At 73.3% G+C, this 24526-nt stretch carries 15 protein-coding genes; 7 read left to right on the top strand and 8 right to left on the bottom strand.

The window, feature by feature from the left end; genetic code table 11:
- Positions 1 to 44: 44 nt before the first annotated feature.
- A complete protein-coding gene (locus ABZ354_RS10775; RefSeq protein WP_358655170.1) occupies positions 45 to 2228 on the top strand; it encodes a beta-N-acetylglucosaminidase domain-containing protein in 2184 nt (727 codons plus the stop codon).
- Between the two features lie 17 nt (positions 2229 to 2245).
- Here the strand turns inward: ABZ354_RS10775 and ABZ354_RS10770 are convergent, their stop codons facing one another.
- A complete protein-coding gene (locus ABZ354_RS10770; RefSeq protein ID WP_358655397.1) occupies positions 2246 to 3202 on the bottom strand; it encodes a MerR family transcriptional regulator in 957 nt (318 codons plus the stop codon).
- A 110-nt stretch (positions 3203 to 3312) separates the two neighbouring features.
- On the opposite strand from ABZ354_RS10770, the gene ABZ354_RS10765 reads away from it, so the two are divergent.
- Positions 3313 to 4833, top strand: coding sequence for an alpha/beta fold hydrolase (locus ABZ354_RS10765; protein ID WP_358655168.1), 1521 nt, complete (start codon positions 3313 to 3315; stop codon positions 4831 to 4833).
- A gap of 913 nt (positions 4834 to 5746) precedes the next feature.
- Positions 5747 to 6943, top strand: a complete 1197-nt coding sequence (locus tag ABZ354_RS10760) for a hypothetical protein (RefSeq protein ID WP_358655166.1) — start codon at positions 5747 to 5749, stop codon at positions 6941 to 6943.
- A gap of 256 nt (positions 6944 to 7199) precedes the next feature.
- Here ABZ354_RS10760 and ABZ354_RS10755 read toward each other — a convergent pair whose 3' ends face one another.
- Positions 7200 to 8153, bottom strand: coding sequence for a hypothetical protein (locus tag ABZ354_RS10755; RefSeq protein WP_358655164.1), 954 nt, complete (start codon positions 8151 to 8153; stop codon positions 7200 to 7202).
- Positions 8154 to 8773: 620 nt separating this feature from the next.
- Here ABZ354_RS10755 and ABZ354_RS10750 point away from each other — a divergent pair.
- Both ABZ354_RS10750 and ABZ354_RS10745 read left to right on the top strand, forming a co-directional pair.
- Entirely contained in the window at positions 8774 to 9046 is a 273-nt protein-coding gene (locus tag ABZ354_RS10750) for a hypothetical protein (RefSeq protein WP_358655162.1), read from the top strand.
- Positions 9047 to 9718: 672 nt separating this feature from the next.
- Positions 9719 to 11458, top strand: a complete 1740-nt coding sequence (locus ABZ354_RS10745) for a SpoIIE family protein phosphatase (RefSeq protein ID WP_358655161.1) — start codon at positions 9719 to 9721, stop codon at positions 11456 to 11458.
- 304 nt (positions 11459 to 11762) lie between these two features.
- Here ABZ354_RS10745 and ABZ354_RS10740 read toward each other — a convergent pair whose 3' ends face one another.
- A complete protein-coding gene (locus ABZ354_RS10740) occupies positions 11763 to 12314 on the bottom strand; it encodes a TerB family tellurite resistance protein (protein ID WP_358655159.1) in 552 nt (183 codons plus the stop codon).
- 924 nt (positions 12315 to 13238) lie between these two features.
- On the opposite strand from ABZ354_RS10740, the gene ABZ354_RS10735 reads away from it, so the two are divergent.
- Entirely contained in the window at positions 13239 to 14615 is a 1377-nt protein-coding gene (locus ABZ354_RS10735; protein ID WP_358655157.1) for a deoxyribodipyrimidine photo-lyase, read from the top strand.
- Positions 14616 to 14823: 208 nt separating this feature from the next.
- The gene (locus tag ABZ354_RS10730; RefSeq protein WP_358655155.1) at positions 14824 to 16599 is read left to right on the top strand and encodes a SpoIIE family protein phosphatase; all 1776 of its coding nucleotides are present in this window, start codon (positions 14824 to 14826) and stop codon (positions 16597 to 16599) included.
- Between the two features lie 206 nt (positions 16600 to 16805).
- Here ABZ354_RS10730 and ABZ354_RS10725 read toward each other — a convergent pair whose 3' ends face one another.
- The 5 genes from ABZ354_RS10725 to ABZ354_RS10705 all read right to left on the bottom strand — a co-directional run bounded on the left by ABZ354_RS10725 (position 16806) and on the right by ABZ354_RS10705 (position 24477).
- Complete coding sequence (locus ABZ354_RS10725) at positions 16806 to 18143, bottom strand: hypothetical protein (protein WP_358655153.1); 1338 nt, start codon at positions 18141 to 18143, stop codon at positions 16806 to 16808.
- A gap of 279 nt (positions 18144 to 18422) precedes the next feature.
- Positions 18423 to 20576 (bottom strand): alpha-galactosidase, encoded by a 2154-nt coding sequence (locus ABZ354_RS10720; RefSeq protein ID WP_358655152.1) that lies wholly within the window; start codon positions 20574 to 20576, stop codon positions 18423 to 18425.
- A gap of 57 nt (positions 20577 to 20633) precedes the next feature.
- Positions 20634 to 22673, bottom strand: coding sequence for a beta-galactosidase (locus tag ABZ354_RS10715; protein WP_358655151.1), 2040 nt, complete (start codon positions 22671 to 22673; stop codon positions 20634 to 20636).
- Positions 22670 to 23569, bottom strand: coding sequence for a carbohydrate ABC transporter permease (locus ABZ354_RS10710; RefSeq protein ID WP_358655149.1), 900 nt, complete (start codon positions 23567 to 23569; stop codon positions 22670 to 22672). Before ABZ354_RS10710 ends, ABZ354_RS10715 begins: the two co-directional genes overlap by 4 nt.
- Positions 23566 to 24477, bottom strand: a complete 912-nt coding sequence (locus ABZ354_RS10705) for a sugar ABC transporter permease (protein WP_358655147.1) — start codon at positions 24475 to 24477, stop codon at positions 23566 to 23568. The genes ABZ354_RS10710 and ABZ354_RS10705 overlap by 4 nt, the downstream gene beginning before the upstream one ends.
- Positions 24478 to 24526: the final 49 nt, after the last annotated feature.

The raw sequence follows: 24526 nt of genomic DNA, 5'->3' as shown, positions 1-24526 counted from the left end.
CCCGGGCCTTGCGCCGCAGGTCAGACATGGGGAACGCTGCAGCGATGACCTCGGACGCACCGCTCCTGCCCACTCCTCGATCCCTCACCGCCCTTCCCGGCCGGGACACCGTCCCGATGGACAGAACGGTGCATTTCCTGCCCGGTCCCGACCCGCGCGCCAACGCCCTCGCAGAAGGCGCACTGCGCGGGGCAGGCGCACGGATCGCAGCCGCGGACCCTTCTGCCCGCGGCGTTGTGAGCGTCGTCTGCGGCGGCCCCGCCGCCGCCCGCGCGCTGGCCGCGCTCGGCGTCGAGGGCCCCGCGGCCCTGCCCTCCGACGGCTACGTACTCGCCGTCACGGACGGCCGTGTCGTCCTGGCCGGATCGGGCGACCGCGGCACCTACTACGCCGCCCAGACGCTGCGCCAGCTGCTCGCCCACCACGGCACCCGGCTGCCCCCCACGGTCGTCCGCGACTGGCCGGCGACCCCGCTGCGCGGCGTGGTCGAGGGTTTCTACGGCATCCCGTGGTCGCACCGGGCGCGCCTGGACCAGCTGGACTTCTACGCCGCGCACAAGATGAACGTCTACGTCTACTCCCCCAAGGACGACCCGTACCTGAGGGAGAAGTGGCGCGAGCCGTACCCGGCCGAGGACCTGGCCCGGCTGCGGGAGCTGGTGGAACGGGCCGACGAGCGGCACGTCGCGTTCGTGTTCGCCCTCTCCCCCGGCCTGTCGGTCCGCTACGGATCGGACGCCGACGCCCGGGCGCTGATCCGCAAGTTCGCGTCGCTGTGGGAGATCGGGGTGCGGTCGTTCTCCGTGCCGCTCGACGACATCAGCTACACGGAGTGGAACTGCCCCGAGGACGCGGAGCGGTTCGGGACCGGGGGCGGCGCCGCGGGGACGGCGCAGGCGCACCTCCTGAACCGCGTGAACCGGGAGTTCATCCGCGTCCACGAGGGCGCGCGACCCCTGCAGATGGTGCCGACCGAGTACGCCGACGCCGACGCCACCCCGTACAAGGCGGCCCTCGCCGGCTCCCTGGACGCGGACGTGCTGGTGGGGTGGACGGGCGTCGCGGTGATCCCGGCGACGATCACCGTGGCCCAGGCGGCACGGGCCCGTGAGGCGTACGCCCACGAGATCCTTCTCTGGGACAACCACCCGGTCAACGACTTCGCGTTCAACCGCCTGTTCCTCGGCCCCTTCGACGGCCGGGAGAAGGGCCTGCCGGGCGGACTGGCCGGCTTCACCGCCAATCCCATGGTCCACCCCGCCGCCTCGAAGCCGGCGCTGGCCACGGGAGCGGACTACTCCTGGAACGACGAGGCGTACGATCCGGCCGCCTCCTGGCGTACCGCCCTGCGCCGGGCGTCCGGTGGCGATTCGGTGGTCGAGCACGCCCTGCGCGCCTTCGCCGACGTGTCGTACGGCTCGATCGTCACGCCGGGCCAGGCGCCGGAACTCGCCTCGGCGGTCGGGGAGTTCTGGGCGGGAGGCCCGGCCGGGACGCTGGAGGCGCGGCTGCGGGCGCTGCACGAGGCGCCGGCCGTGCTGCGCGGCGGGCTGCCGGACCGGGGGTTCGTCGAGGAGACCGGTCCATGGCTGGACGCCGCCGGGGCCTGGGCCGCGGCGGCACTCGCGGCACTGCGCATGGTGGTGCGCGCGCGGGCCGGGGACGCGGCCGGGGCGCAGCGCCTGCGGAGCGAGCTGGTGCGGCTGGAGGAGGTGGCCCGCTCCTTCACGTACACCGGTCTGGCGGACGCCTCGTACGCCGTGCTGGTCGGTGAGGGCGTGCTCGACGGCTTCCTGGACGACGCCCGGCACGAGGCCGACCGTGCGCTCGGCCTGCCGCGCCGGCCGAAGGGGATGGCCAGTCTGCGCACGTTCCAGGACATGGCCGTCTGGCGGATGACGGACGGCGTCGGCGACACGTACTTCCGCAGCGCCAACGCCGTGGACGCGGACGCGTACGTCGGTGTCGACCTGCACACGGCGCGGCCCCTGCGCGCCGTGCGTGTCGCGATGGGCACCCCGGACCTGCCGCGGCACCGCATCCGGTCGGGCGTGGTGGAGTGCTCGCGGGACGGCGCGGAATGGACGCCGCTCACGTCGTTCGACGGCCCTCACGAGGTGCTGGTGGACGTCCCCGCGGGCACCCACGCCCGCTATGTCCGCGCCCGCGCCACGCGAGCCCAGCAGGAATGGCTGGCGGTGCGGGAGTTCACCGCCGTGTACACGTAGCGTGCCTCCCGCCGTGGTCATCCCGCCGCGGCGTTGTCCCGGTCCAGCGCCGCGCGCAGCCAGTCGTCCGCGGAACCCGGAGTCGGCTCCGGACGGCCGCCCGGCGGCGTCCGCACGACGGCTGTCAGCTCCCAGTACCGCTCCAGACGCGGCTCCGCCGCGAGCCGCGCGGACAGCAGACGGCGGAATGTGCGGGTGTCCCGGCTGCCGTACGCGCGCGCGTACGCCGCCACGTAGGCGTCCAGTGCCCCGCCCGGGTGCGGATCCCGCGCCCGGCGCAACTGCGGGCTCGCGAGCTCGTACGCTTCGGCGAGGCCGGCGTACAGCGCTGCCGTCCCGTGCGCCCCGGCCACCCGGTGCACCTCCGGCTCGGGCCGGCGTCCACCCGGGCACGGGGCTGTCGTCATCGCGTGCAGCCGGGCGAGGGCGAGCAGATGCGCCGGGGCCGGCTCGTCGGGCAGCTGCGGGACGGCCACCTCCAGGAACGCCGATGTCGCCCCGGCCGGCATCCGGGGCGGCAGCCAGCCACGCCAGAACCGGACCAGCGGCGCCGTGCTCGGCGGGACGCCCACGGTGGCGATCAGCCGCAGCCGGCCGGCCCGTTCCGCGGGCGGGCTCTCCCCCACCAGCCGCAGCGCGGCCTCCCGCCAGCGCAGTGCCTTCAGCTCGCTGCCCAGCTCGCGCAGGCGGCCCGCGACGGCGTCCTCCAGCACCCGGTCCGCCGCGCCCCCGGCGTCGAGGACGCGGCGCACTTCGGGCAGCGGAAGGCCGAGCGCCCTCAGGGAGCGGATCATCCGCAGCCGGTCCAGCGCCCCGGGGCCGTACCGGCGGTGCCCGCCGGTGCTGCGGGCGGTCGCGGGCAGCAGACCGTGATCGGAGTAGAAGCGGACGGTTTTCACCGTGACGCCCGCGCGCTCGGCGAGTTCGCCGATGCTCCAGACAACCTCGTGCGACGGCAGTTGAACCTCCCTCAGGGGGAGTTCCTACGGTACCGGCGCACCCGGGCCGGGCGTACGGCCCCGTCCGCGGAGCGAGGGCGCACGCGAACGGCGTGACGTCGTGTGACAGATCCGAGGAGAGAGCCATGACCGTGTTCATCCTGGTGGGGGGCGTGTTCACCGGTGCCGATGTGTGGCGGGAGACGGCCGCGCGGCTGGCCGCGGCGGGCCGCGAGGCGCACGCGGTCCCGCTCACGGCAATCGACGCGGGCCGCCCCGCCGTCGGCCACGTCGACCTGGAGACGCACATCGCGGACGTGACCGCGGCCATCGACGCGGTGGGCGAAGGTCCCGGCCGGGAGATCGTGCTCGTCGGGCACGACTACGGCATCCACCCCGCTCTCGGCGCCGCCGACCGGCGGCCGCAACGCGTCGACCGTGTCGTGTACCTGGACTGCGGGATGCCGCGCGACGGAGTGCCGCCCCTGGCCGCCGTACCGGACCCGGCCCTGCGCGCGCGACTGGCCGCGCGGGCCGGACGAGGCGAGACCCAGGGCGAGCTGGCCCCACCGGCCACCCATGAGGAATGGCAGCGGTGGGGCAGTACCGCCGGGGTCGGCGTCGCCGCTCTGGACCGGCTCACCGCCCTTGCCGCGCCGCAGCCACTGGGCACTCTGCTCCAGCCGCTGCGGCTGAGCGAAGCGGTCGCCGCGGTTCCGGCCACCGGGGTGCTGTGCACCCGCAACGGTGTCGGCATCGACCTGGTGCAGCGGCTCGTCGACTTCGGCGACCCCGTGGCGGCGGCCCTGGCCGGCCCCCGGGTCACCTTCTTCGAACTGCCGACGGGGCACTGGCCCATGCTGTCCTGTCCCGCCGAGCTGGCGGACGTCCTGCTGCGGGCGGCGGCCGGCGCCGGACACCGCCTGCGGCCGGCGGACACCGGCACGCCCCCCGCCCACCTGCGCCCGTTCCCGCTGGACGTGCCGGAGGTGCCCAGGGACCGCAAGGGCCACGTCGACCTGTACGTGCCCGGCGAGGGGGGCGCGCGGCCGGCCGTGGTCTTCGTGCACGGCGGGCCGGTGCCCGCCGCGGCCCGGCCCACGCCGCGCGACTGGCCGACCCTGGTGGGGTACGCCCGTCTGGCGGCCGCCGAGGGCGTGGTCGGCGCGACCCTGGACCACCGGCTGCACGACGTCGCCGACTACGAACGCGCCGCCGCGGACGTCACCGCCGCGGTGGAACTGGTGCGTGCCGATCCCCGGGTGGACGCCGACCGGATCGCCCTGTGGTTCTTCTCCGGCGGAGGCCTGCTCGCCGCGCCCTGGCTGGCGGAGCCCCCGGCCTGGCTGCGCTGCCTGGCCGCCTCCTACCCGGTCCTGGAGCCGCCGCCCGGGTGGGGGCTGGGCGACAGCCGGTTCCGGCCCGTCCGGGCGGTCGCGCACGCGGGCGCCCTGCCGGTCGTCCTTCTGCGCGCCGGGCGGGAGGCACCCGGAATCGCCGCCACGGTGGAGGCGTTCGTCGCAGCGGCGAAGGACAGCGGGGCCCGGCTGGAACTGGTGGACGTCCCCCACGGCCACCACGGCTTCGAGACCCTCGACCCCGCCGAGGAAACCGGTCCGCCCCTGCGCCACGCGATGCGGGCGGTGGTGACCCGTCTCACCGGCTGACACCCGGTCCCCGGCGGGCCGCCACCCCGGTTCCGGACCACGGTGTGCGCCGTTCCACGGCCTCGGCGAACACCGGGCCGGACAGACCGTCGAGTGCGCGGAGGCAGTACGTCACCCTCCCGGCCGACGGGCCGAAGGGCCGAAGGGCCGAAGGGCCGACGCCGTCACCCGCACGCGGGCTGTGCGGGTGACGGCGCAGGACCACCGTCCGCACCGCGTGCGGCAGTTCTCGCGCCGCGCGTCCTGCCGCCGCGCCCGTGCGCGGACCGTCCCCCATCCGTGACCGTTCCCATCCGTGCGCGGACCGTTCCCATCCGTGCGCGGGCCGTCCCCCATCCATGCGGGAACCGGCAAGGGCACGATGCCGCTCACGCCTCATTGACGCGTACGCGTCATTCTCTCTAGATTCTTTCTCGCACCGTCCGACACTTCTCTCTCGCACCATCCGGATGAACGAGGGTCGCGGAAACGGAGGACGCGGATGGGAGCCGACGCCTCCACGCGCGTCGCCGCACGGCGTCGCGTCGCGGACGAAGGACGCGACCCACGCCCGCGACCCGGATGCGCCGCTCGGCGCATCGCCCGGCACCGGCAACGCGCCGACCGCCGTCCCCGCAGCCGCAGCCGGGGCGGCCACGCCGGTAAGCGGAGACGGCACCCTCATGCCCGGTGGGGGGGCCGGTACGCACCGGGGTCACCCGGGCCCTTCCCCGCCGCTGCGGCCGGTTACCGGACCCGTGCGCGGCAGGAGTGCGCGTCCTCAACGGCAACGCGGTTCAGGACGGCGCCAAGACCGCCAGCTGCTCGCACTCAGCGGCTACTGACCCCTCCGCCACCGACCCCTCGGCGCCCGGTGGCAGCCCTCCTACCGGCCACCGCACCTTCCGCGCCCTCCGCCCGAAAGGACGATCACATGTTTCTTCCCGTCACCAGACGTCGACGGCCCGGCGGCCGTCTGGCCGTCGGCGCCGCGGCCCTGTTCGCAGCTCTCGCCCTCGCCACCCCTGCCCAGGCCTCTCCCCCGGCCGCCGACGAGCAGCCCACCCTGACCGAGGCCGTCTCCACACGCCTGCACACCGCCGCCCCCGGGACAGCCACCGTCCTCGGCTCCGACACCCGGATCGACGTCACCCGCAAACAGGGCGGTTGGGCCTTCGGCACCGCGGTACTGGCCACGCCGGCAGGCTCCGAACACCTCCCCGAGGGACGCCTCTTCCTCGCCCACCGCGACGCCACCGGCTGGAAGGTCAGCTTCGACGGCGAGTCCTCCTTCAGCCGCCTCGCCCGCACCAGCCCCGTCATGAAGGCGCCGGAGCAGCGCCTGCTCTCCGCCGGCACGGACGGCCCGCAGGCAGCGGTGGCCGGAGACTTCCGTACCGGCATGACCCTGCCGTACTCGACCGGCCAGAGCTGGACCATGGCCGGTGGCCCGCACGGCTGGTCCGGTGAGGCCGCTCCGTGGAGTTCGGTGGACCTCGCCGGCGGCGACCAGGTCGTGCGAGCCGTACGCGCCGGCACCGCGTACACCATGTGCCAGGGCTGGATCCGTGTGCTGCACGACCGGGGCTACGCCACCGACTACTACCACCTGTGGAACAACATCGGCGTCGACGGCGCCACCGTGCAGGCCGGCGCGTTCCTCGGCAACACCGGCACCGACGTCACCTGCGGCGGATCGGCACTCGGTCGCCACGTCCACCTCGCGCTCCGCCACGACGGCGCGTACATCGGCATCGCCGGACACAACCTCAGCAAGTGGGTACTGCAGAGCGGCGGCAGCGCGTACCAGGGGTCCGCTCTGCACGGCAGCCGGCAGGTAGCCGCCGGAGGCGCCCTGTACAACTACGGCGTCCTCGGCTTCACCCAGGGCGTCGTCGACACCGACGGCGGGACCACCCTCACCCGCCGGACCGGCCCCGGAACCGGCTACGCGGTGGCCGGCAGCGTCGCGGACGGGGAAACGGTGACCATCTCCTGCTCCCGCACCGGCACCAGTCACACCGGCCGCTGGGGCACCAGCGCGTGGTGGCACCGTCTGAGCGACGGCACCTGGGTCAGCGACGCCTTCGTATGGACCGGGGTCGACGGGCCGGTCAACGGGACGTGCTGAACCGGCTTCCCGGCGGACGTACGTGACGAAGCCCTGATCACCGTTCCCGGTGCGCCGCTCCGCGACCCACCCGCCGGGCGACCGCGGTCCGGAGCCCAGCGGCGCTTCCGGGGCGTCCGGCGGGGGCCCGTGCGCACCGGGCACGTCACCGGTGTCTGCGGTGCGGATGTGCACGACAGTCGGGCTGGGCGGTCGTCGGGCGGGGCGCCGCTGATCACCTCGTGGTCGGCGGCGCCCCTCGTCGTAGGACGCGGGGTCAGTAGTTGACGTACGCGGTGACCGCCCGATGGCCGGAGTACTCGCCGCCGACCATCGCCTCGGTGACGGTCGCGACGTTGCTGAAACCGCTGCCGCTCTTGGCCAGCAGGAAGTCGATCCGGTGGTTGGTGGTGGTGTTGTAGGCGGACGAGCAGATCCGGGCGCCGCACTTCTCGGAGATCGGGTCGCGGAATCCGTAGCCCTGGGACGTGGCCCACCAGTCCGCGGCCCCGGTGGTGGCATTGGTGTCGCCGGCGACGATCTTGAGGGAGCCTCCGAGGCGGTCGACCGCCAGGTTGGCCTCGTTGATGTTCTCGGCCGCGCACTCGGGACCGTGCCAGGTGTCGGTCGGCCAGTGGATCGACGCGACGGTGACGTCCTTGTTGGCGATGGTGTCGTGGAGACGTACGGCGATGTTGTGCACCCGGTCCTGGCTGGTCTTGGTGGGCTCCAGGTTCTGGCAGCCACCGGTGCCCGCCTCGGGGTCGGCGGGGGCGTCGGACCGCCAGGTGGTGGAGTCCTCGAAGGTCAGCCGGTCGGACCGGTAGACGACCGCGTTGGTCTGCTGGTTCTTCAGCTTGCCGCAGGTGCTCGTGTACCCCATGGAGCCGGGGCTGGCGATCGCGATCCTGCCCGCGTACGTACCGGGCAGTTCGTCGGACAGCCGTTTGGTCAGCGCCGCCAGCTGCGTGGAGTTGGAGATCTGCTGCACCGTGAAGACGTCGGGGCTCTTGGGCCGGGCCTTGAGGTAGTCGATCATCAGGTCGTAATCGTCGCCGTAACAGGACGGGGGCACCATGTTCTCGATGTTGTTGTCATAGACGACGAGGGTGCTCGCCGAGGTGTTCACATCGGCCTGGGCGACATGGGCGCTCCCGAGCGCCAGGGTCGTCAGGCCGGCGGTCAGGACGGTGACGGCGCAGCGGGCGAAGCCGCGTCTACGGTCGGGCATTCTCAGCTCCTCGGTATGTGGGGGCTCGCGCAGCATCGCATGACGCGGATCAGCATTCGAGGGTCCGGCGAGCTCCTCGTACCCGCGGCTGCGTCAACCCGGCCCGGGGACGGCAGGATGGACCCGTGATGACCTGAAATGCCGTGACGCCGCCGCCAGTTGACCGTGTCGGCGCCGATCGGTCGTTAGCCGCGCCGAGGGGGCAGACCCGTGTACGCGGAGAGGTGCTCCGCACCCTCGCCCGGCACCATGGGCCCCGGACCCCGGACCCCGGACCCCGGGCCCGGTGCGCGGCGTCCGGCGCGCGCCGCGCGCCCCGCGCCCGTAGTGTCCCGGTCTCGCCGGGCCGCGTTCCGGCGGACTGCCGCCGGACGCGGTGGGGGTGCCGCCGGTGCGCGGATGTCCGGCTCGTCGTCCGCGCACCGACCGGCCGAGGGGGATGACGCCGCTTCACGGGCCCCGGGGCAGGTCGGCCGTCCCCGTCTGGCCGGCCGGGCCGGGCGTCACCGGTTTGGCGTACACCACACATCCGTCAAAATGTGCGAAATGGGATGATTGGGCACAGTGGCATTGAGGAACACGGCCACCATTCCATTCACCCTGCCTGCAACGGAGCCGCAATGATCATCAAGAAGATGCACGAGATGGGCATCCGCAGCGAACACGCCTACATGGCAGCTCTGGCCTCCATCGGACTCTCGGTCGCCACCTGGGTGGCCAGCCTGAAAGCCGAGCCCGTGGGCGGTCTCGCCCGTGCCGACAGGTGGGGAATCTTCGTCGGCGAGTGGGCACCCACCTTCTTCGGCCTCGGCGTCGCCCTGTCCCACTACGAACAGCACGACGGCACCCTCACCGCCACCGTCCACGAGCTGCGCGAGCAGAAGGCAGGCTGAGGACCGGCCGAGGGCCGCCCACGCCCCCGGCCGGCCCCGGGCACCCCGCACTCGCCGGCTCCCATGCGCTCCGCGAACCCACGACACCGTCGGCAGCGGGCAGGACCCCGGACGCGGACACGTCGCCGGAGGTCTACGACGCCCGTCCACCCGGCGGACCGCACACCGGCCCTGTGCCGTGCCCCAGCCGGACACGAGGCACCCCGCGCCCCCCTGCCGCCGGACACCGGACCCCGGACCGCGGCCGGCGACCGCAGCGCGAACAGGACCCCGCCGGAAGATCCCGTACCGGCGGGGCCGACGCCGTCCCGCGCCGTCCCCGCCACGGCATTCCGCTCCCCCACCCGCACCCGCCACTCGGGGAAGAGACGTACGCCTCCTCCGCGCCCCCGTCAGCAGACCGGGCCGTCGTCACAGACGGAGTCGCTTTCGTGGGCGGGGCGGATGTCGCGACGTGGTCCGGCACGCCAACACGGTCCGGCTCGACGCCGTCATCCGCCCAGCGGCGTGATCCGGCCAGGCGCCGTGATCCGGTCGGCCACGCGCGGCCGTTCCGGTCGCAGTGCCCGACCGGCGGGGGACAATGGTGACGCCGGTTTCCACCAGCGGAAGGCAGCCGTACTTGTGAACGACATCGGTCGCGCGGGACAGCGTGGGCCGACGTCCTCCTCCATGCCCGCTCCCGCCGGCGGGCGGGGCGGCGTCGAGATCGACGGACTGTCCGCCGCGCAGCCCGAGGCCCTGCGTCACCTGGTCTGGCTGAACGAGGCGAGCGCCAAGGTCGGAACCACCCTCGACCTCCAGCGGACGGCCAAGGAGTTCGCCGACTTCACCGTCCCGCGGCTCGCCGACGGATGCGCCGTCGACCTGCTGGAATCGGTGCTGCGCGGCGAGGAGGGCACCCGCTGGTCCGCCTCGCGGCCCCCCGTCCTGCGGGCGATGGCCGTGACCCAGATCGAGCAGCTCGGCGATCTGGAACCCGATGTTGTCGGAGAGATCGCCACCAGCGACCCCACACTCGTCGGCATGCAGTGCCTCATGGCCCGCGAACCCATCCTGATCAGCCGCATCGGTCCGGACGAATACGAGCGGATCGCCGTCACCCGGAGCGCGGCCGCCGAGATGCGCAAGGCCGGGGTGCACAGCTACATGGTCATCCCGCTGATCGCCCGGGGGGTGCTGCTGGGCCTCGCGGACTTCGTCCGCTCCGCCGGCCACCCGCCGTTCACGCGCACCGACCTGGCCCTGGCGGTACAACTGGCCTCCAAGGCGGCCGTCTTCGTCGACAACGCACGGCTGTACGGGCGTGAGCGGGACCACGTCGTCAACCTGCAGCGCAGCCTGCTCCCGCGGAGCACCCCGCCCACGCCGGGGCTGGACGTCTCCACCCGCTACGAGCCGAGCTCCGATCCGAGCGGCGTGGGCGGCGACTGGTTCGACGTGGTGGCACTGCCCGGAGGGCGTACCGCCCTCGTCGTCGGCGACGTCATGTCGCACGGTCTGCCGGCCGCCGCGACGATGGGGCAGCTGCGGACGGTGGCGCGCACGCTCATGGCGCTGGACATGGCCCCGGAGCGAGTCCTGGCACGGCTGGACCTCGCCGCGCGCGACCTGGAGGAGGACCAGATCGCGACATGTCTGTGCGCGGTGCACGACCCGCTCGACAGCAGCTACACCGTGGTCCGGGCGGGTCATCCGCCGCCACTGCTGGTCACCGCGGACGGTTCGGCCCGCTACCTCGACGTACCGGCCGGTGCGCCGCTCGGCGCCGGCGTGATCCCGTACGACCCGGTGGCCGTCCCGGTGGAGCCGGGCAGCAGCCTGGTGCTGTTCACCGACGGGGTCGTCAAGACGCGGGCCGACGACATCGACACCCAGCTCCGGCGACTGCTCGAGGCAGCCGCCCGCCCGCGCCCCGGAGGGCTGGACGCGACCACCCTGATCGGCAAGTGCCCGCTCGATGAGCCCCGCTTCGACGAGGCGGTCATGGTGGTGGCGAGAAGCAGATCGCCGGAGGCGGGCCTCGACGTGAAGGAGTGGCCGCTGCCGGAAGGCGGGGCGGCGGCCGGGACGGCGCGTCGGCTGGTGCGGGAACGGCTGGAGCGCTGGAGGCTCACGGAACTGGCCGAAGTGACCGAACTGGTCGTCAGCGAACTGGTGGGCAACGCCCTGCGGTACGGCGGCGGGCCCGGCCACCTGCGGCTGCTCCGGCACGAGCGGCTCGTGGTGGAGGTGTCGGACAAGGGACCCGACCTGCCGCAGATCCAGCACACCACCCCCAGCGACGAGGGCGGGCGCGGCCTGCAACTCATCAACATGCTCTGCCGCCGGTGGGGGTCCTGTCGCACGGAGACCGGCAAGCTCGTCTGGGCCGAGCTGGACCTGCCCGACCCGCCCCGCCCGGGGTCGTGACCGGGCACCACCCGCCCGCGTTCTCCGCGGGCGGGTGGTGCCCGGCTCCGCCTGTCCCGAAGTCTCGACGGGCCGGCCGGGGCGGGTGGTCCCGGCACCACCGGCCCCCGTCGGGGTCACACGCCGTGACGGCGGTTCCGGAACGTCCGGGGACGGGACCACGCCGGTCGCTTCCGGGATGGTGTCCGGTGGCCGCCCGCGCGGTGACCGGGCGGGCCGGGCGACCGTGCCGGCGGCCGGCGGCACCCGGCAGGTGCCGGCGCTGACGAGCGGCCGTACGCACCGGGGCGCAGCGGCTCCCGGGTCAGAGGCCGAACTCCTGGGCGGACAGGCCCAGTGTCGAGCACGCCTCGCGCAGGACCTGCTCCTCGGCGGGCGCGATGAACCCGTCCGCGCCAGCGACGACGAAGCCCGTCTGTACGACCGCCCTGGCCTCCGTGGGCTTCTTCGCGGCCTTCGCGATCTCCTGCAGCGCCTCGGCCTTCCCCTGCGGGAAGTTGAGCGCCAGCTGGTCGACGTGCTTGTTGAAGCGCTGCCGCAGCTGGTCCGGCGGGAAGTTCTGCAGGACGTCGTTGTTCAGGAGCAACGACTCCACGTGCTGTCGCTCAGCCGCGTCGACCTGCCCGTCGGCGGCGGCGACCAGGGCGCACATGGCCATGCTCGCGTCACGGTAGGCGCCGCTCTTCAGCTCCGTCTTGAAGGAGGTGAGCTGCGACTTCAGGGCGCTCACCATCTGGGCCCTGCCCGCTCCCGAGGTCCCTGCTCCCGGCCGTCCGTGTCCGCCGGCACCCCGCGCGCCCTGTGCCTGCTGCTGCAGACCCTTGGCCTGGTCCTTGATCCGATCCCACATAGCCACCCGCGCCACCTCGGCTTCAGCCCGTGTCCTTGCCCTGCACGCACGTCCCGCACGTCTCCCCGACAACGCCTCCCGGCACCGGGAAGTTCCGGGCGCCGGACCGCCCGCGCGCGGGCCGTGTCGCCGGCGAGGCCGTGCGCGAGGCGGCTGATCACGCCGTTCGTGCGCCCCAGCCGCACGGCGACGGCCCGGAGGACGCTGCCCGGATCGCCGTCACGGAGGGCCCGCTCCGCCCCCCTTCCGTCCGGCCCCGCTCCCGGTCGAGGTTCCCGCTGTGGTTCCTGCCACGCGAACGGCCTACGGAGGCCCCCGCCTCCGGTACGGCCCGGCCGGAGCGCGTGATGATCGGGGCAGACACGCACACATCCGGCGGGCGACGCGCAGCCACACCCGCGGAAGGACTGAGGGGCGACGCATGCACGGCAAGGAGACCGGGCCGGGGCCGCGCCGTGCGCCGACCGGCTCCATGCGCCGCGTCAGCGGGCCGCCGACCGCGGAACCGCTCGTCGGGGCCGACGGGTGCGTTGCCCGGCCCGCTCGCCCGCGGAACTCCGTGACCACCGGAAGCGCGCCCACCGGGCTGGGCCCGGCCGGAGTCGTACGCCGAGACGGACGGAGCCGGCCATACCCGTCACCGGGGGCGGGCCGTGTCTCCGCCGATGTCCGCCGGGCCGTGCCCACGGTGTGGCGCGGGCCCCCGAGGTCACGCCCCGGAGCCCCGTGTGCGTCCCGCAACCCGGCTCACCCGTGTCACGCCGTGGTGTGCGGCGGCCCGGCCCGCACCGTCACACCGGCCGCCGCCACGGGGACGCACGCGGGGCGCCGGGCTCGCCGGGCCGTCGGCCGTCGCGTCCACCGGGCCCCGCCGGCCCGGCCCGAAGTCACCCTCGCCCGGTCACGATGTCACCTCCTGGAGTGCGCACCATGAACGTCTCGGTCGTTCTGTTCACCTCCGATCTCCGGCTGCACGACCATCCGCCGCTGCGTGCCGCCTGCGACAACCACGGCGGGCAGGTCGTGCCCCTGTTCGTGCGGGACCGGGTCGTGGACGCGGTGGGCTTCGCCGTCCCCAACCGGCTGGCGTTCCTCGCCGACTGCCTGCGGGACCTGGACACGGGCCTGCGCGAGCGCGGGGGGCGGCTCGTCGTCCGTTCCGGGGATGTCGTCGAGCAGGTGTGCCGGGTGGTGGCCGAGGCGGACGCCGGCGAGGTGCACATGGCGTCCGACGCCGGTGGCTACGCCCACCACCGCGAACAGCGGCTGAGGAGGGCCCTGGGAGCGCTGGGGTGCCGCTTCCACGTCCACGACAGGGTGACCACCGTGGTGGCCCCGGGTGGGGTGACACCGTCCGCGTCCGACCACTTCGCCGTGTTCACGCCGTACTTCCGGACGTGGTCGGGGCAGCCCCTGCGCGGTGTCCTCGACGCCCCGCGCGCGGTACGGGTCCCGGACGGTGTGGCGTCCGAGCCGCTGCCTTCGCGCGAAGACCTGTCCGGCCTGTCGGAAGGACTGGCCCCGGGCGGTGAGACGGCGGGCCGCAAACGGCTCACGGCGTGGCTGCGCACCGGCATCGCCTCCTACGAGGAACGTCACGACGACCTGGCCGGTGACGCCACCTCGCGCCTCTCGCCCCACCTGCACTTCGGCACCCTCTCCCCCGTCGAGGTCGTCCAGCGGGCACGGCGGGCCGGAGGGCCCGGCGCCGCGGCCTTCGAGCGTCAGCTGGCCTGGCGGGACTTCCACCGGCAGGTCCTCGCGGCGCGGCCCGACGCGGCCCGCGCCGACTACCGCACCCGGCACGACCACTGGCGCTCCCCGCGGGAGTCCGAGGCGGACGTGGCCGCCTGGCGGGAGGGGCGCACCGGATACCCGGTGATCGACGCGGCGATGCGCCAGATGCGCCACGAGGGCTGGATGCACAACCGTGCCCGTCTGCTCACCGCGAGCTTCCTGACCAAGACCCTGTACGTCGACTGGCGTGTCGGTGCCCGGTACTTCCTCGATCTGCTGGTCGACGGCGATCTCGCCAACAACCAGCTCAACTGGCAGTGGGTGGCGGGGACCGGCACCGACAGCCGGCCCAACCGGGTCCTCAACCCGGTTCTCCAGGCCAAGCGGTACGACCCCGACGGCGGCTACGTCCGGCGCTGGGTGCCCGAACTCGCCGATGTGGTGGGCCCCGCGGTGCACGAGCCGTGGAAACTGGTGGGTCTGGACCGCGTCGCGGCCGACTACCCCGATCCGATCGTCGATCTGGCGGACGGTCTGGCCCGTTTCCGCGAGGCCCGCGAACGCGGCTGAGGCCGCCGGCGGGCGAGCGTCGGCACGGGCCGGCGGCTGTCGGCGATCGGGTGGACCTCTGCGGTGGAGCCGAGGCCCCGTCGATCGGTACGCGCGTCTGTGTGCTGGTATGGAACGAGCGACGCGTATCCCTCGGTGTTTCCACGGATGCGCCGGCTGGGAACGCGGGGAGTCGCCCATCACGACCGGCCAGGACGAGGACGAAACCATGCAGGGCCGAGACGATGCAGCACCGGAGGGACACGCTGCCGCGGAGGGCGCGGGACCGCCGGCCGTCGGACTGAACGCGCTCGCGGCCGGTGCCTACCTGGCGGACGAGCACGGCGTCATCACGGCCGTCAATGAGGCAGCCGAGCGGCTGATCGGCCGGCCCGCCGCCGAACTCCTCGGCCGTGACTCGCACGAGCTGCTGCACCGCAACGCCGCGGGCCAGCCCGTGGCGAGGACCGAGTGCCCGATCCGGCAGGCCGCTCTGGCGGGCCACACCGCACAGGGCGCGGAATTCTGGTTCGAGCGGGGTGACGGCTCCGTGGCGCCCGTGGCCTGGCTGGTCACCTCCTGCGCGAACGGCGACCGGCAGGACATGCTGGTGCTCTTCCACCTGGTCGACAGCGAGGAACCGGGTCCGCCCCAGCAGACCCTCTCCGAGCTGCAGCGCCTGACACTGCTCGCGGAGCTGACCACTCAGCTGACCTCGACCATGGACGTCGAGGAGGCGCTGCGGCGGCTCGTGCGGCTGGTGGTGCCGCGGCTGGCGGACTGGGCGGTCATCGACCTGATCAACGAGTCCGGTCAGGTGTGGCGCCGGGCCGTCGTCCACTTCGAGAACGGCGCTCTGACGCACAAGGAGGAACTCGTCGGGCTCATGCCGGCGGTGCCGCAGAAGTCTCAGCTCCCGCTGTCCCGAGCGCTGCGGGGCGCGGCGTCGACGCTGGCGGGTCCCGAGACCTACGCGCGGGAGCCGGACTCGGACGTCGCCGTCGAACAGCAGCGGCTCTTCACCACCACCGGGATCCGCTCCGCGGTCATCGGCCCCATCCGCGGCCTGCGGGACGTACTGGGGGCCCTGACCCTGGGCCGCTCCGTGTGCCCGGCCCCTTTCACGTCGGCCGACCTTCCCCTTCTGGAGGAGATCACGCGGCGGGCCGGGGTGGCGCTGGACAACGCCCGTCTCTACCAGCGGCAGCGGAAGGTGGCGGAGACGATGCAGCAGCATCTGCTGCCGCAGCTGCCGCGGGTGCCGCGCCTGGAGATGACGGTCCGCTACGTGTCGGCTCCGGACGCCTCGCAGGTCGGCGGTGACTGGTACGACGCGTTCGCCCTGCCGGACGGGGCGACCTCGCTCGTCATCGGGGACGTCGTCGGACACGACCTGGACGCCGCGGCCGGTATGGCCCAGCTGCGGAGCATGCTGCGGGCCTACGCGTTCTCCGAGCAGAAACCCCCCAGCAAGATCGTCGAATGGATGGACCGGGCGGCGCTGCAGTTGTCCGGTACCGACATGGCCACCCTCGTCCTCGCGCGGCTCACCGATCTCGGAGCCGTGGGCTGGGAACTGACCTGGACCAACGCGGGCCACCCGCCACCCCTGCTCATCACCGAGGAGGGAGTGACCGAGTACCTCACCGCGGGGCACGGCGTTCTCCTCGGCACCGGCACCCTGGAGGGGCGTTCGGACGCGACGGCGTTCGTGCCGCCCGGTGCGACCCTGCTGTTGTACACCGACGGCCTCATCGAGGAGCCCGGCGTGTCACTCGACGACGGACTGGACCGGCTGAGCCGCCATGCCGCCGCTCTCGCGCACCGCCCCCTGGAGACGTTCACCGACCAGCTTCTCGCACGCGCCCGTCCCACGGCCAATGACGACGACGTCGCCGTCCTCGCCGTGCGCACCGGCGCCCAAACGGGTGACCCGCCGGCCGTCTCCCACGGTCCGGCCGGTCCGGCCCAGGACCGGAAGGAACGACCCGCGCCCCCGCCGTAGCGGGCCGGCCACGCGGCCCGGCCCCGGCGAGGACGCTGCGTCGACGGCCCACACCTTCACCACTCGATGCCGTGCCGCGCTCCCGTCCGGGGACGGGCCCCGCCGCCGGGCGGCCCCGGGCAGGGGCGAGAGCGGAGCAGCGGAAGGGAGCCGTGCCGGGGCCCGGCCGATGCGCCGACATCGCACCGCACCCGTCGCGCGGGACTTCAGTCGGTGATGTACCACTCGCCCTTGAGGTATTCCAGGGTGGAGTCGCCGAGTTCATTCTCGGAGAAGGTGACGGAGGCCCTGACCGATTCGACCGGCATCTCGATCTTGTCGGGTGACTGCACCACGACGCGCTGCGGGTCGACGGTCGCGGTCTGCAGGGCCTTCTTCTGCGTCGGCGAGATCATGTGGAACACGACGGCGAACGTCAGCCTGCACGGACCGAATCCCTGGTCCTCGGCCTGCTTCGCCGCGGGCCCGGCCACCTCGCACACCGTGTCGATGTCCTCACGGCCCAAGGCGTGGAGGTACTCCTCGTACCGCTCGATCGCGCCTTCCTTCGTCTTGGGCGCGGGCTGCGGCCCGGACGGCTCCGCCGGCGGCTTGTGGGCGCCCCCGCAGGGCTTTTCGGTGAAGATGCCCGCCAGTTGCCGATGCGGGTAGGGGCCGATCGGCCCGTTGAACCCGTCCACGTGCTCCTGCGCACCCCACCACCCGGCGTACCCCCACCAGGACTCCCGGTCGACGGGGCGGGCGTGGTCCCAGGTGCGCCATTCGGCGCCGCCGTCCGAGGTCCGGTCGACCGTGACAGCCACCCGGTGGTATCCGTCGGTCGGGTAGGAACCGTGCGACCCGAGCGCCGAGTACACCGTCGGATGCCCGCCGTCCAGTTTCAGGTCCGGCCACTTCACACTGCACGGGCTGCCGCCGTGCCTGGCGAACGTCACCGCCTCCGGCTTCCCGTCGCGCAACTGGACGGCGACGCGCTCCCAGTCGCCCTCGTGCCTGTTGCCCGCGGTCAGCTTGTTGTAGGCGTAGAAGAACCAGTACACGTACGCCGTGCGCCCCGGGTCGCTCTTGTGCTTGTGGTACTCCCAGTAGACGGGCGCACCGGTGCCTTCGCCCGTGCGGACCTCCTTGGGCGGGTCGAGGTAGAACCCGCCGCCGACCTTGGTCGTGGCGTGCTCTTCTCCGGTGTGCCCGGGGCAGGTCACCGGCGTCGACGACGGGCTGCGCGGGTCGACGGAGCGGTGGGTGTAGGGGGAGGCACGCAGGCCCAGTCTGCGCGGGTCGACCGGATCGGCCACCGGCCCCTCCGCGCGGCACAGGCCGTCGTGGTCGAAGCGCAGCACGGACCGCCCGGCGAACCGCTCCGCGTCCATCGGCATCAGCGACTCCTTCTCGTGGAGCCGCACCAACGGCGCGAACTGCGCGGCGGCGGCCGAGGACGCGCCCGCCGACTCCGCGCCCGTGTACTCCTTCGGCTCCTCCGGATCGCACGCCACCAGCGCCACAGAGGCCACTACCGCCAGGCTCACCATCACCCGCACCCGCATGCGCACCCGCTCCCCCTTCGGTCACCCGCCGCCTGCTGACAGCACGTCAGGTCATCACGCAGAAACCGGCCGAGTGGTTCCCTCTCCGTGTGTTCCGCGCCGGCTCTCCCGGCCCGGGCAGCCCGGTGAGGCTCACGACAGGCGGGCGGGAGGGTCGGTCGGCACCTGGACGTCGTCCGCGCCGGATCGAGGATGACGCCGCCGCCTCCCCGGCCCGCGCGTGTGGGGCGGGCCGGCGACCGGGACGGGCTCCCGCGTGCGGTCGGGCGGATCCGCGCCTCAGTCGTGCCGCCTGAGCCGTACCACCGCACTCGAGCAGTCACCGGGCGGCATGTCGGGCAGCGGCAGTCCGAAGCCGGTGAGTGTCGCTCCGGACCACTGCGCGCCGGTGTCCTCGTCCCGGTATCCGGCCGTCGCGTCGAGCCCGCGCAGCCGGAGCGGGGGGTGGGCGGAGGTGAAGGAGGTGGTCGGCCGCCAGAGGAACACCACGACGCGCTCGGCCTCGGCGTCCGCGTACTGGACGGCTGTGAGCGGCCCGTCCCCCGGCGCGAGCAGGCGGTACTGGTGGCCGTGCTGCACGAGGTCCCGGATGTCCTTGTAGAGGGTGACCAGTCGCTCCGCCTCGTGCGTCTCTTCGGGAGTCCAGCGGGTCAGGTCGCCTCCGATGCCCAGGACGCCCGCCATGGCGCAGTGGAAGCGGAAGCGCAGCGGGACCTTCCGTCCGGTCAGGGGGTTGGGGCTGTCGGTCACCCAGGCCGACATCACCGCGGCGGGATAGACCTGGCTGAAGCCGTGGTGGATGGTGAGCCGGTCCACCGCGTCGGTGTTGTCCGACGTCCACACCTGGTCGGTGCGCCGGAGGATGCTCAGGTCGATCCTGCCGCCGCCTCCCGCGCAGGATTCCACGCGCAGGTGCGGGACGTCGGCGCGCAGCCGGTCGAGCAGACGGTTCAGGCCCTCGGCGTGCTCGACGTACACCCTTCGCGCGTCGCGGCCGCCCGCGTGGACGCCCGCTTCCGTGAAGGAGCGGTTGAAGTCCCACTTGAGGAAGTCCACGTCGTTGGCGTCGACGAGTTCGCGGAGCCGTCCGTAGGCCCAGTCGGTCACGTCCTGCCGGGAGAAGTCCAGGACGAGCTGGTGCCGCAGCTCCGTGGGCGAGCGGTCGGGCAGGTGCAGTACCCAGTCGGGATGCCGGCGGTACAGGTCGCTGTCGGCGTTGACCATCTCCGGCTCCACCCACAGTCCGAACGCCATGCCCAGCCCGTGCACTTCGTCGGCGAGGGGGCGCAGTCCTCGTGGGAAGCGGCGGCGGTGCGGTGTCCAGTCGCCCAGGCCCGACCGGTCGTCGTCGCGTCCGGCGAACCAGCCGTCGTCGACGACGAACAGCTCCGCGCCGAGGGCCGCCGCCCGCCGGGCGAGGGCCCGCTGGTTCTCTTCGCTCACCTCGAAGGACGTGGCCTCCCAGGAGTTGTACAGCACGGGGCGCGTCTCATGCGGGTGGGGCAGCACGTGCCGGCGTACGTAGGTGTGGAAGGCGCGGCTCGCACCGCCGAAACCACCCGTGGCGTACGCCGCCACGCTCACGGGGGTGCGGTGCCGCTGCCCGGGTTCCAGAGAGACGCCGACGCCCTCGTGTCCTCGCGAGGCCACGACGCCGACGCGTCCTGCGGCGGTGCGCTGGATCGTGAGCCGCCAGCTGCCGCTGGTGGCGAGGGCCGTCGCCCAGACCTCCCCGTACTCCTCGCCGGTGTGACCGGGGTCGAGCATGACCCACGGGTTGGCGTGGTGACCGGTGTGGCCGCGTCTGCTGGTGAGCGTGGTCTCGCCGACGGCCGGGACGCTCCGCTCCAGACGGCTCTCCGAGGACCAGCCGCCGTGCACGGACGACAGCCGCCATGCGTGGCGCGGCGGCATCGGCCAGTGCGCGGAGGCGCATCGCAGGACCAGCAGCGCCGGCGCGTCCGGCCCGGCCGTGTGGGTGAGTTCCGTCCAGCGTTCGATCACGTCGGCGCCGGGCGGCACGCGGTAGTGCAGTTCCCAGGCCAGTGGCCGTGCGCGGTCCCGCAGCGAGACGGCGAGGTGTCCCTCGTCCACGATTCTCACGCCCTCGACCTGCGGTTCCACCGGGCTGCTGCCGTCGGCGAAGCGGACTTCGAGCGCCGGGGTGCCGAACCGGGCGCCGCCCTCCACCGGGTACTCCTCCACCCCGTCGAGACGTCCGGCGAAGCTGTTGTCGTGGTCGGCCCAGTCCGGCAGTCTCGCGGCGTCGGCCAGCGGAAGGGGCGCCCCCCAGTGGATGTGGCGCACGGTGCCCGCCGCGGTGTCCAGGCGCAGGACGTAGCAGGAGGCGGCGGTGCGCAGCAGCACGGTGCCGCTGGGATGGTCGATCTCCACCGTCTCGTACCGGGGTGGTGGAGTCTGCGGGGCGGACATGCGGGCGCTCCTCACTGGGCGGGGGACGCCGCGCAGGGGTGGGGCGGCGGCGGGTGGTTAGGGACGGCTCGGGGGCGGGGGCGTGGTTTCGCGCAGGACGGTCACGCCCCCGGCGGGGATGTCCGTGCCGGGGCCGTCTTCCTCGGTGCCCGGCTGTCCGGTGGCGCCGACCGTCACCGTGACGTCGTTGTCGGTGTGGTTGATGAGGAACAGGAAGGAGCCGCCGGGGCCGGTGCGGCGCACCGCCTCGACGCCGTCGGGGGTGTCGGCGACGGGCGTGACGCCGGCCTTCTCGGTGACCCGGCGGAGCAGTTCGCGCAGGGTGCCGGACGAGGGGCGGGTGGCCAGGTACCAGGCGGTTCCGCCGCCGTAGTTGTGGCGGGTGAGGGCCGGCCCGCCGCGGGCGGGGCCGCCCTGCGGGGTGTTCGCGAAGTGGAGGAGCGGGATGCAGCCCTCCGGTTCGACCCGTTCGGCCCACAGCCCGGCCGGCGCCCCGTCGCTGAGGCGGACGGTGTCGTCCGGCCGGAGCGGAAGGTACTCGTCGACCCGGAGTCCGAGTACGTCGCGCAGCGGGCCCGGGTGGGCGCCCGCGTGCACCCGGTCATGGGTGTCCACCACGCCGCTGAAGCAGCCGACCGCCAGGTGTCCGCCCTCGCGGACGTACCGGGTGAGCCGGTCGGCGTGCCGGTCGGTGAGGAGGTACAGGTTGGGCGCGACGACCGCCTTGTACGGGGTCAGGTCGGTGCCGGGCGCGACGAGGTCGCAGGTGATGTTCGACGTCCACAGTGCCTCGTACCATTCGCGCACCATGTCGAGGTAGCGCATCAGGCCGGAGGGGCGGGCCTCCAGTTCGAGCGCCCACCAGTTGTGCCAGTCGAAGAGCATCGCGACGTCCGCCCGGACCCGTGTGCCCGCCACGTCGGCGAGCTGCGCCAGGTCGGCGCCCAGCGTGCGTACCTCGCGCCAGATGCGGGTGCCGGTGCCGCCGTGCGGAAGCATGGCGGAGTGCCACTTCTCGGCGCCGGCGCGGGACTGGCGCCACTGGAAGAACATGATGCCGTCCGCGCCGCGGGCCAGGTGTGTGAGGCTGTTGCGCCGCATCTCGCCGGGGCGTTTGGCGACGTTGACGGGCTGCCAGTTGACGGCGGAGGTGGAGTGCTCCATGAGCAGCCAGGGGCGGCCGTCGGCCATGCCCCGGGTGAGGTCCGCGTTGAGTGCCAGGTCGATGTGGCCGTCCGGGTCTGCGGCGGGCAGGTAGTGGTCCAGGGAGACGATGTCGCACTCGGCGGCGAGGGCGTGGGCGTCGGTCTTCTTCTCCAGTGTTCCCAGGTGGTTGGTGGTCAGGGGGACGCCGGGTGCGTGGCGGCGCAGCAGGTCCGCCTCGGCGCGGTGGCGGGCCAGCAGGGCGTCGGAGGAGAAGCGGCGGTAGTCCAGGTCCTGTCCGGGGTTGCGGAACGCCGTGGTGTCGCGGGGCGCGTCGATTTCCTCCCAGTCGCCGTAGCGCTGGCCCCAGAAGTCCGTTCCCCATGCCTCGTTGAGGGCGTCGAGCGTCGTGTACCGCTCCTCCAGCCACGTCCGGAAGGCCGCCGCGCTGGTGTCGCAGTAGCACAGGGCGTTGTGGTTGCCCCATTCGTTGTGGACGTGCCACAGGGCGAGGGCGGGGTGGCGCCCGTAGCGTGCGGCGAGCCGGGTGACGAGGGCGTCGGCCGCTTCGGCGTAGGCGGGGTGGCTGGGGCAGAAGACCTGTCGGCTGCCGTGGGCCAGGCGGTTGCCGGCGCGGGTGACCGGGCGGGCGTCGGGGTGCTGCCGGGTGAACCACGGCGGTGGGGCCGCGGTGGAGGTGGCGAGGTCGACGGCGATGCCGTGTTCGTGCAGCAGGTCGAGGACCTCGTCGAGGAGGCTCCAGTCGTAGGTGCCGGGGCGGGGCTGGAGGCGGGACCAGGAGAACACGCCGACGGTGACGAGGTTGACGCCTGCCTCGCGCATCAGGCGTACGTCCTCGTGCCACACCTCGCGCGGCCACTGCTCGGGGTTGTAGTCGCCGCCGTAGGCGATGCCGCCGAGCCGTCGGTTGAGTGCGGTGAGGGGGTGGGTCACGACTTCACGGCTCCGGCGGCGAGTCCGGCGCGCCAGTGGCGCTGCAGGAGGAGGAAGGTGAGCACGATGGGTACGACGGAGATCAGCGCTCCCACGATGGTGAGGGTCTGCAGTTCGGGCAGGCGGCTGGTCTGCGACTGCCAGGTGAACAGGCCGAGGGTGACGGGGTAGAGGCGGTCGTCCTGCAGCATCACCAGGGGCAGCAGGAAGTTGTTCCAGATGACGACGAACTGGAACAGGAAGACGGTCACCAGGGCGGGTGCCATGAGGCGCAGCGCGATGGTGCGGAAGATGCGGAGCTCCCCGGCCCCGTCCATGCGGGCGGCTTCCATCACCTCGTCCGGCACGGACGCGGCGGCGAAGATGCGGGAGAGGTAGACGCCGAAGGGGCTGACGATGCTGGGCAGGAACACCGACCAGAACGTGTTGGTGGCGTCGGCCTGCGCGAACAGCAGGAACAGCGGCAGGGCGAGGGCGGTCGCCGGTACGAGGACACCGCCGAGGACGACGGAGAAGACGGTCTCGCGCCCGCGGAAGGTGTACTTGGCGAGGGCGTAACCGGCCGCGGCGGCCAGCACCGTGGCGACGCCCGCGCCGGCACCCGCGTACAGGAGGCTGTTGAGCAGCCAGCGGGCGAAGACACCGTCCTGCTGGGAGAAGAGCGAGGCCAGGTTGTCGCCGAGGTGCCACTCGGCGGGCAGCAGGCCCTGCGTGGTGACGAGGTCGCTCTGGCTCTTGGTGGAGGAGATGAGCAGCCAGTAGACCGGCAGCAGCATGTAGCAGGCGACGACGGTCATGAAGGTCACGGCGGCCACGGTCGACGCGCTGACACGGCGTCGGCGGCCGGCCGGGGCGGGGGCCGCGTGGGCGCCTTCGGTGCGGGTGAGGAAGCTCACGCCTGCCTCCTGGAGGTGAAGCGGAGGAACAGGAAGGACAGCAGGAACGTCACCACGGCCAGCAGGACCGACAGGGCGGCCGCACCGCTGTAGTCGTCGCCGGAGGCGAGCGAGTAGGCGGCGAGGTTGGGGGTGTAGGTGCTGGTCACGCTCGTGGATATGGAGCGGAAGACCTGCGGCTCGGTGAACAGCTGGAAGGAGCCGATGATGGAGAACACGCCGGTCAGGACGAGGGCGGGCCGGATCATCGGGAGTTTGATGCGCAGGGCTATGGTCCAGCCGCTCGCCCCGTCCATCCGGGCGGCCTCTTCGACGTCGGAGGGGACGGCCTGCAAGGCGGCGTACAGGATCAGCATGTTGTAGCCGGTGTAGGTCCAGGTCACCACGTTGCCGATGGACCACAGGATCGCGCCGGGCCCCAGCAGGTCGACGTGCGCGCCGGCGGAGTCGAGGAGGTCGACGACCGGGGAGAGCCGCGGGTCGTACAGGAAGGCCCACATGAGGGCCGCCACCACGCCGGGGATGCCGTACGGCACGAAGTAGACCAGGCGGAAGAAGCGCTTGGCGCGGGCCACGGCCGAGTCCAGGAGCAGGGCGAGGACCAGTGCCAGCAGCAGCATGACGGGGATCTGGACGAGGGCGAAGCCGGCGACGCGCAGCACGCTCTGGGTGAAGAAGGGCGCGTCGAGGATGTCGGCGTACTGCTCGAATCCGGCGAACACCGACCGGGTGCGGCCGAAGGTGCCGCCCGTGCGTTCGGTCTTGTGCAGGCTCTGCCAGAACGCGTAGCCGACCGGGACGAGGGTGAACAGGACGAAGGGGATGAGGAAGGGGGCGAGGAACGCGTAGGGCGCGACGGTGCGGCGCGGGCGCCGGCGTTTCGCGGGTGGGGCGGTGATGGGGGTCACGGGAGGCCTTTGCGGGTGCTGTTCCCCGCCGCGCGGGCGGCGGGGAGTG

The organism is Streptomyces sp. NPDC005925 (assembly GCF_040638805.1).
Taxonomy (GTDB): domain Bacteria; phylum Actinomycetota; class Actinomycetes; order Streptomycetales; family Streptomycetaceae; genus Streptomyces.
The sequence above is the reverse complement of the archived record's forward strand: the minus strand, read 5'-3'. Positions and strand labels throughout refer to the sequence as shown.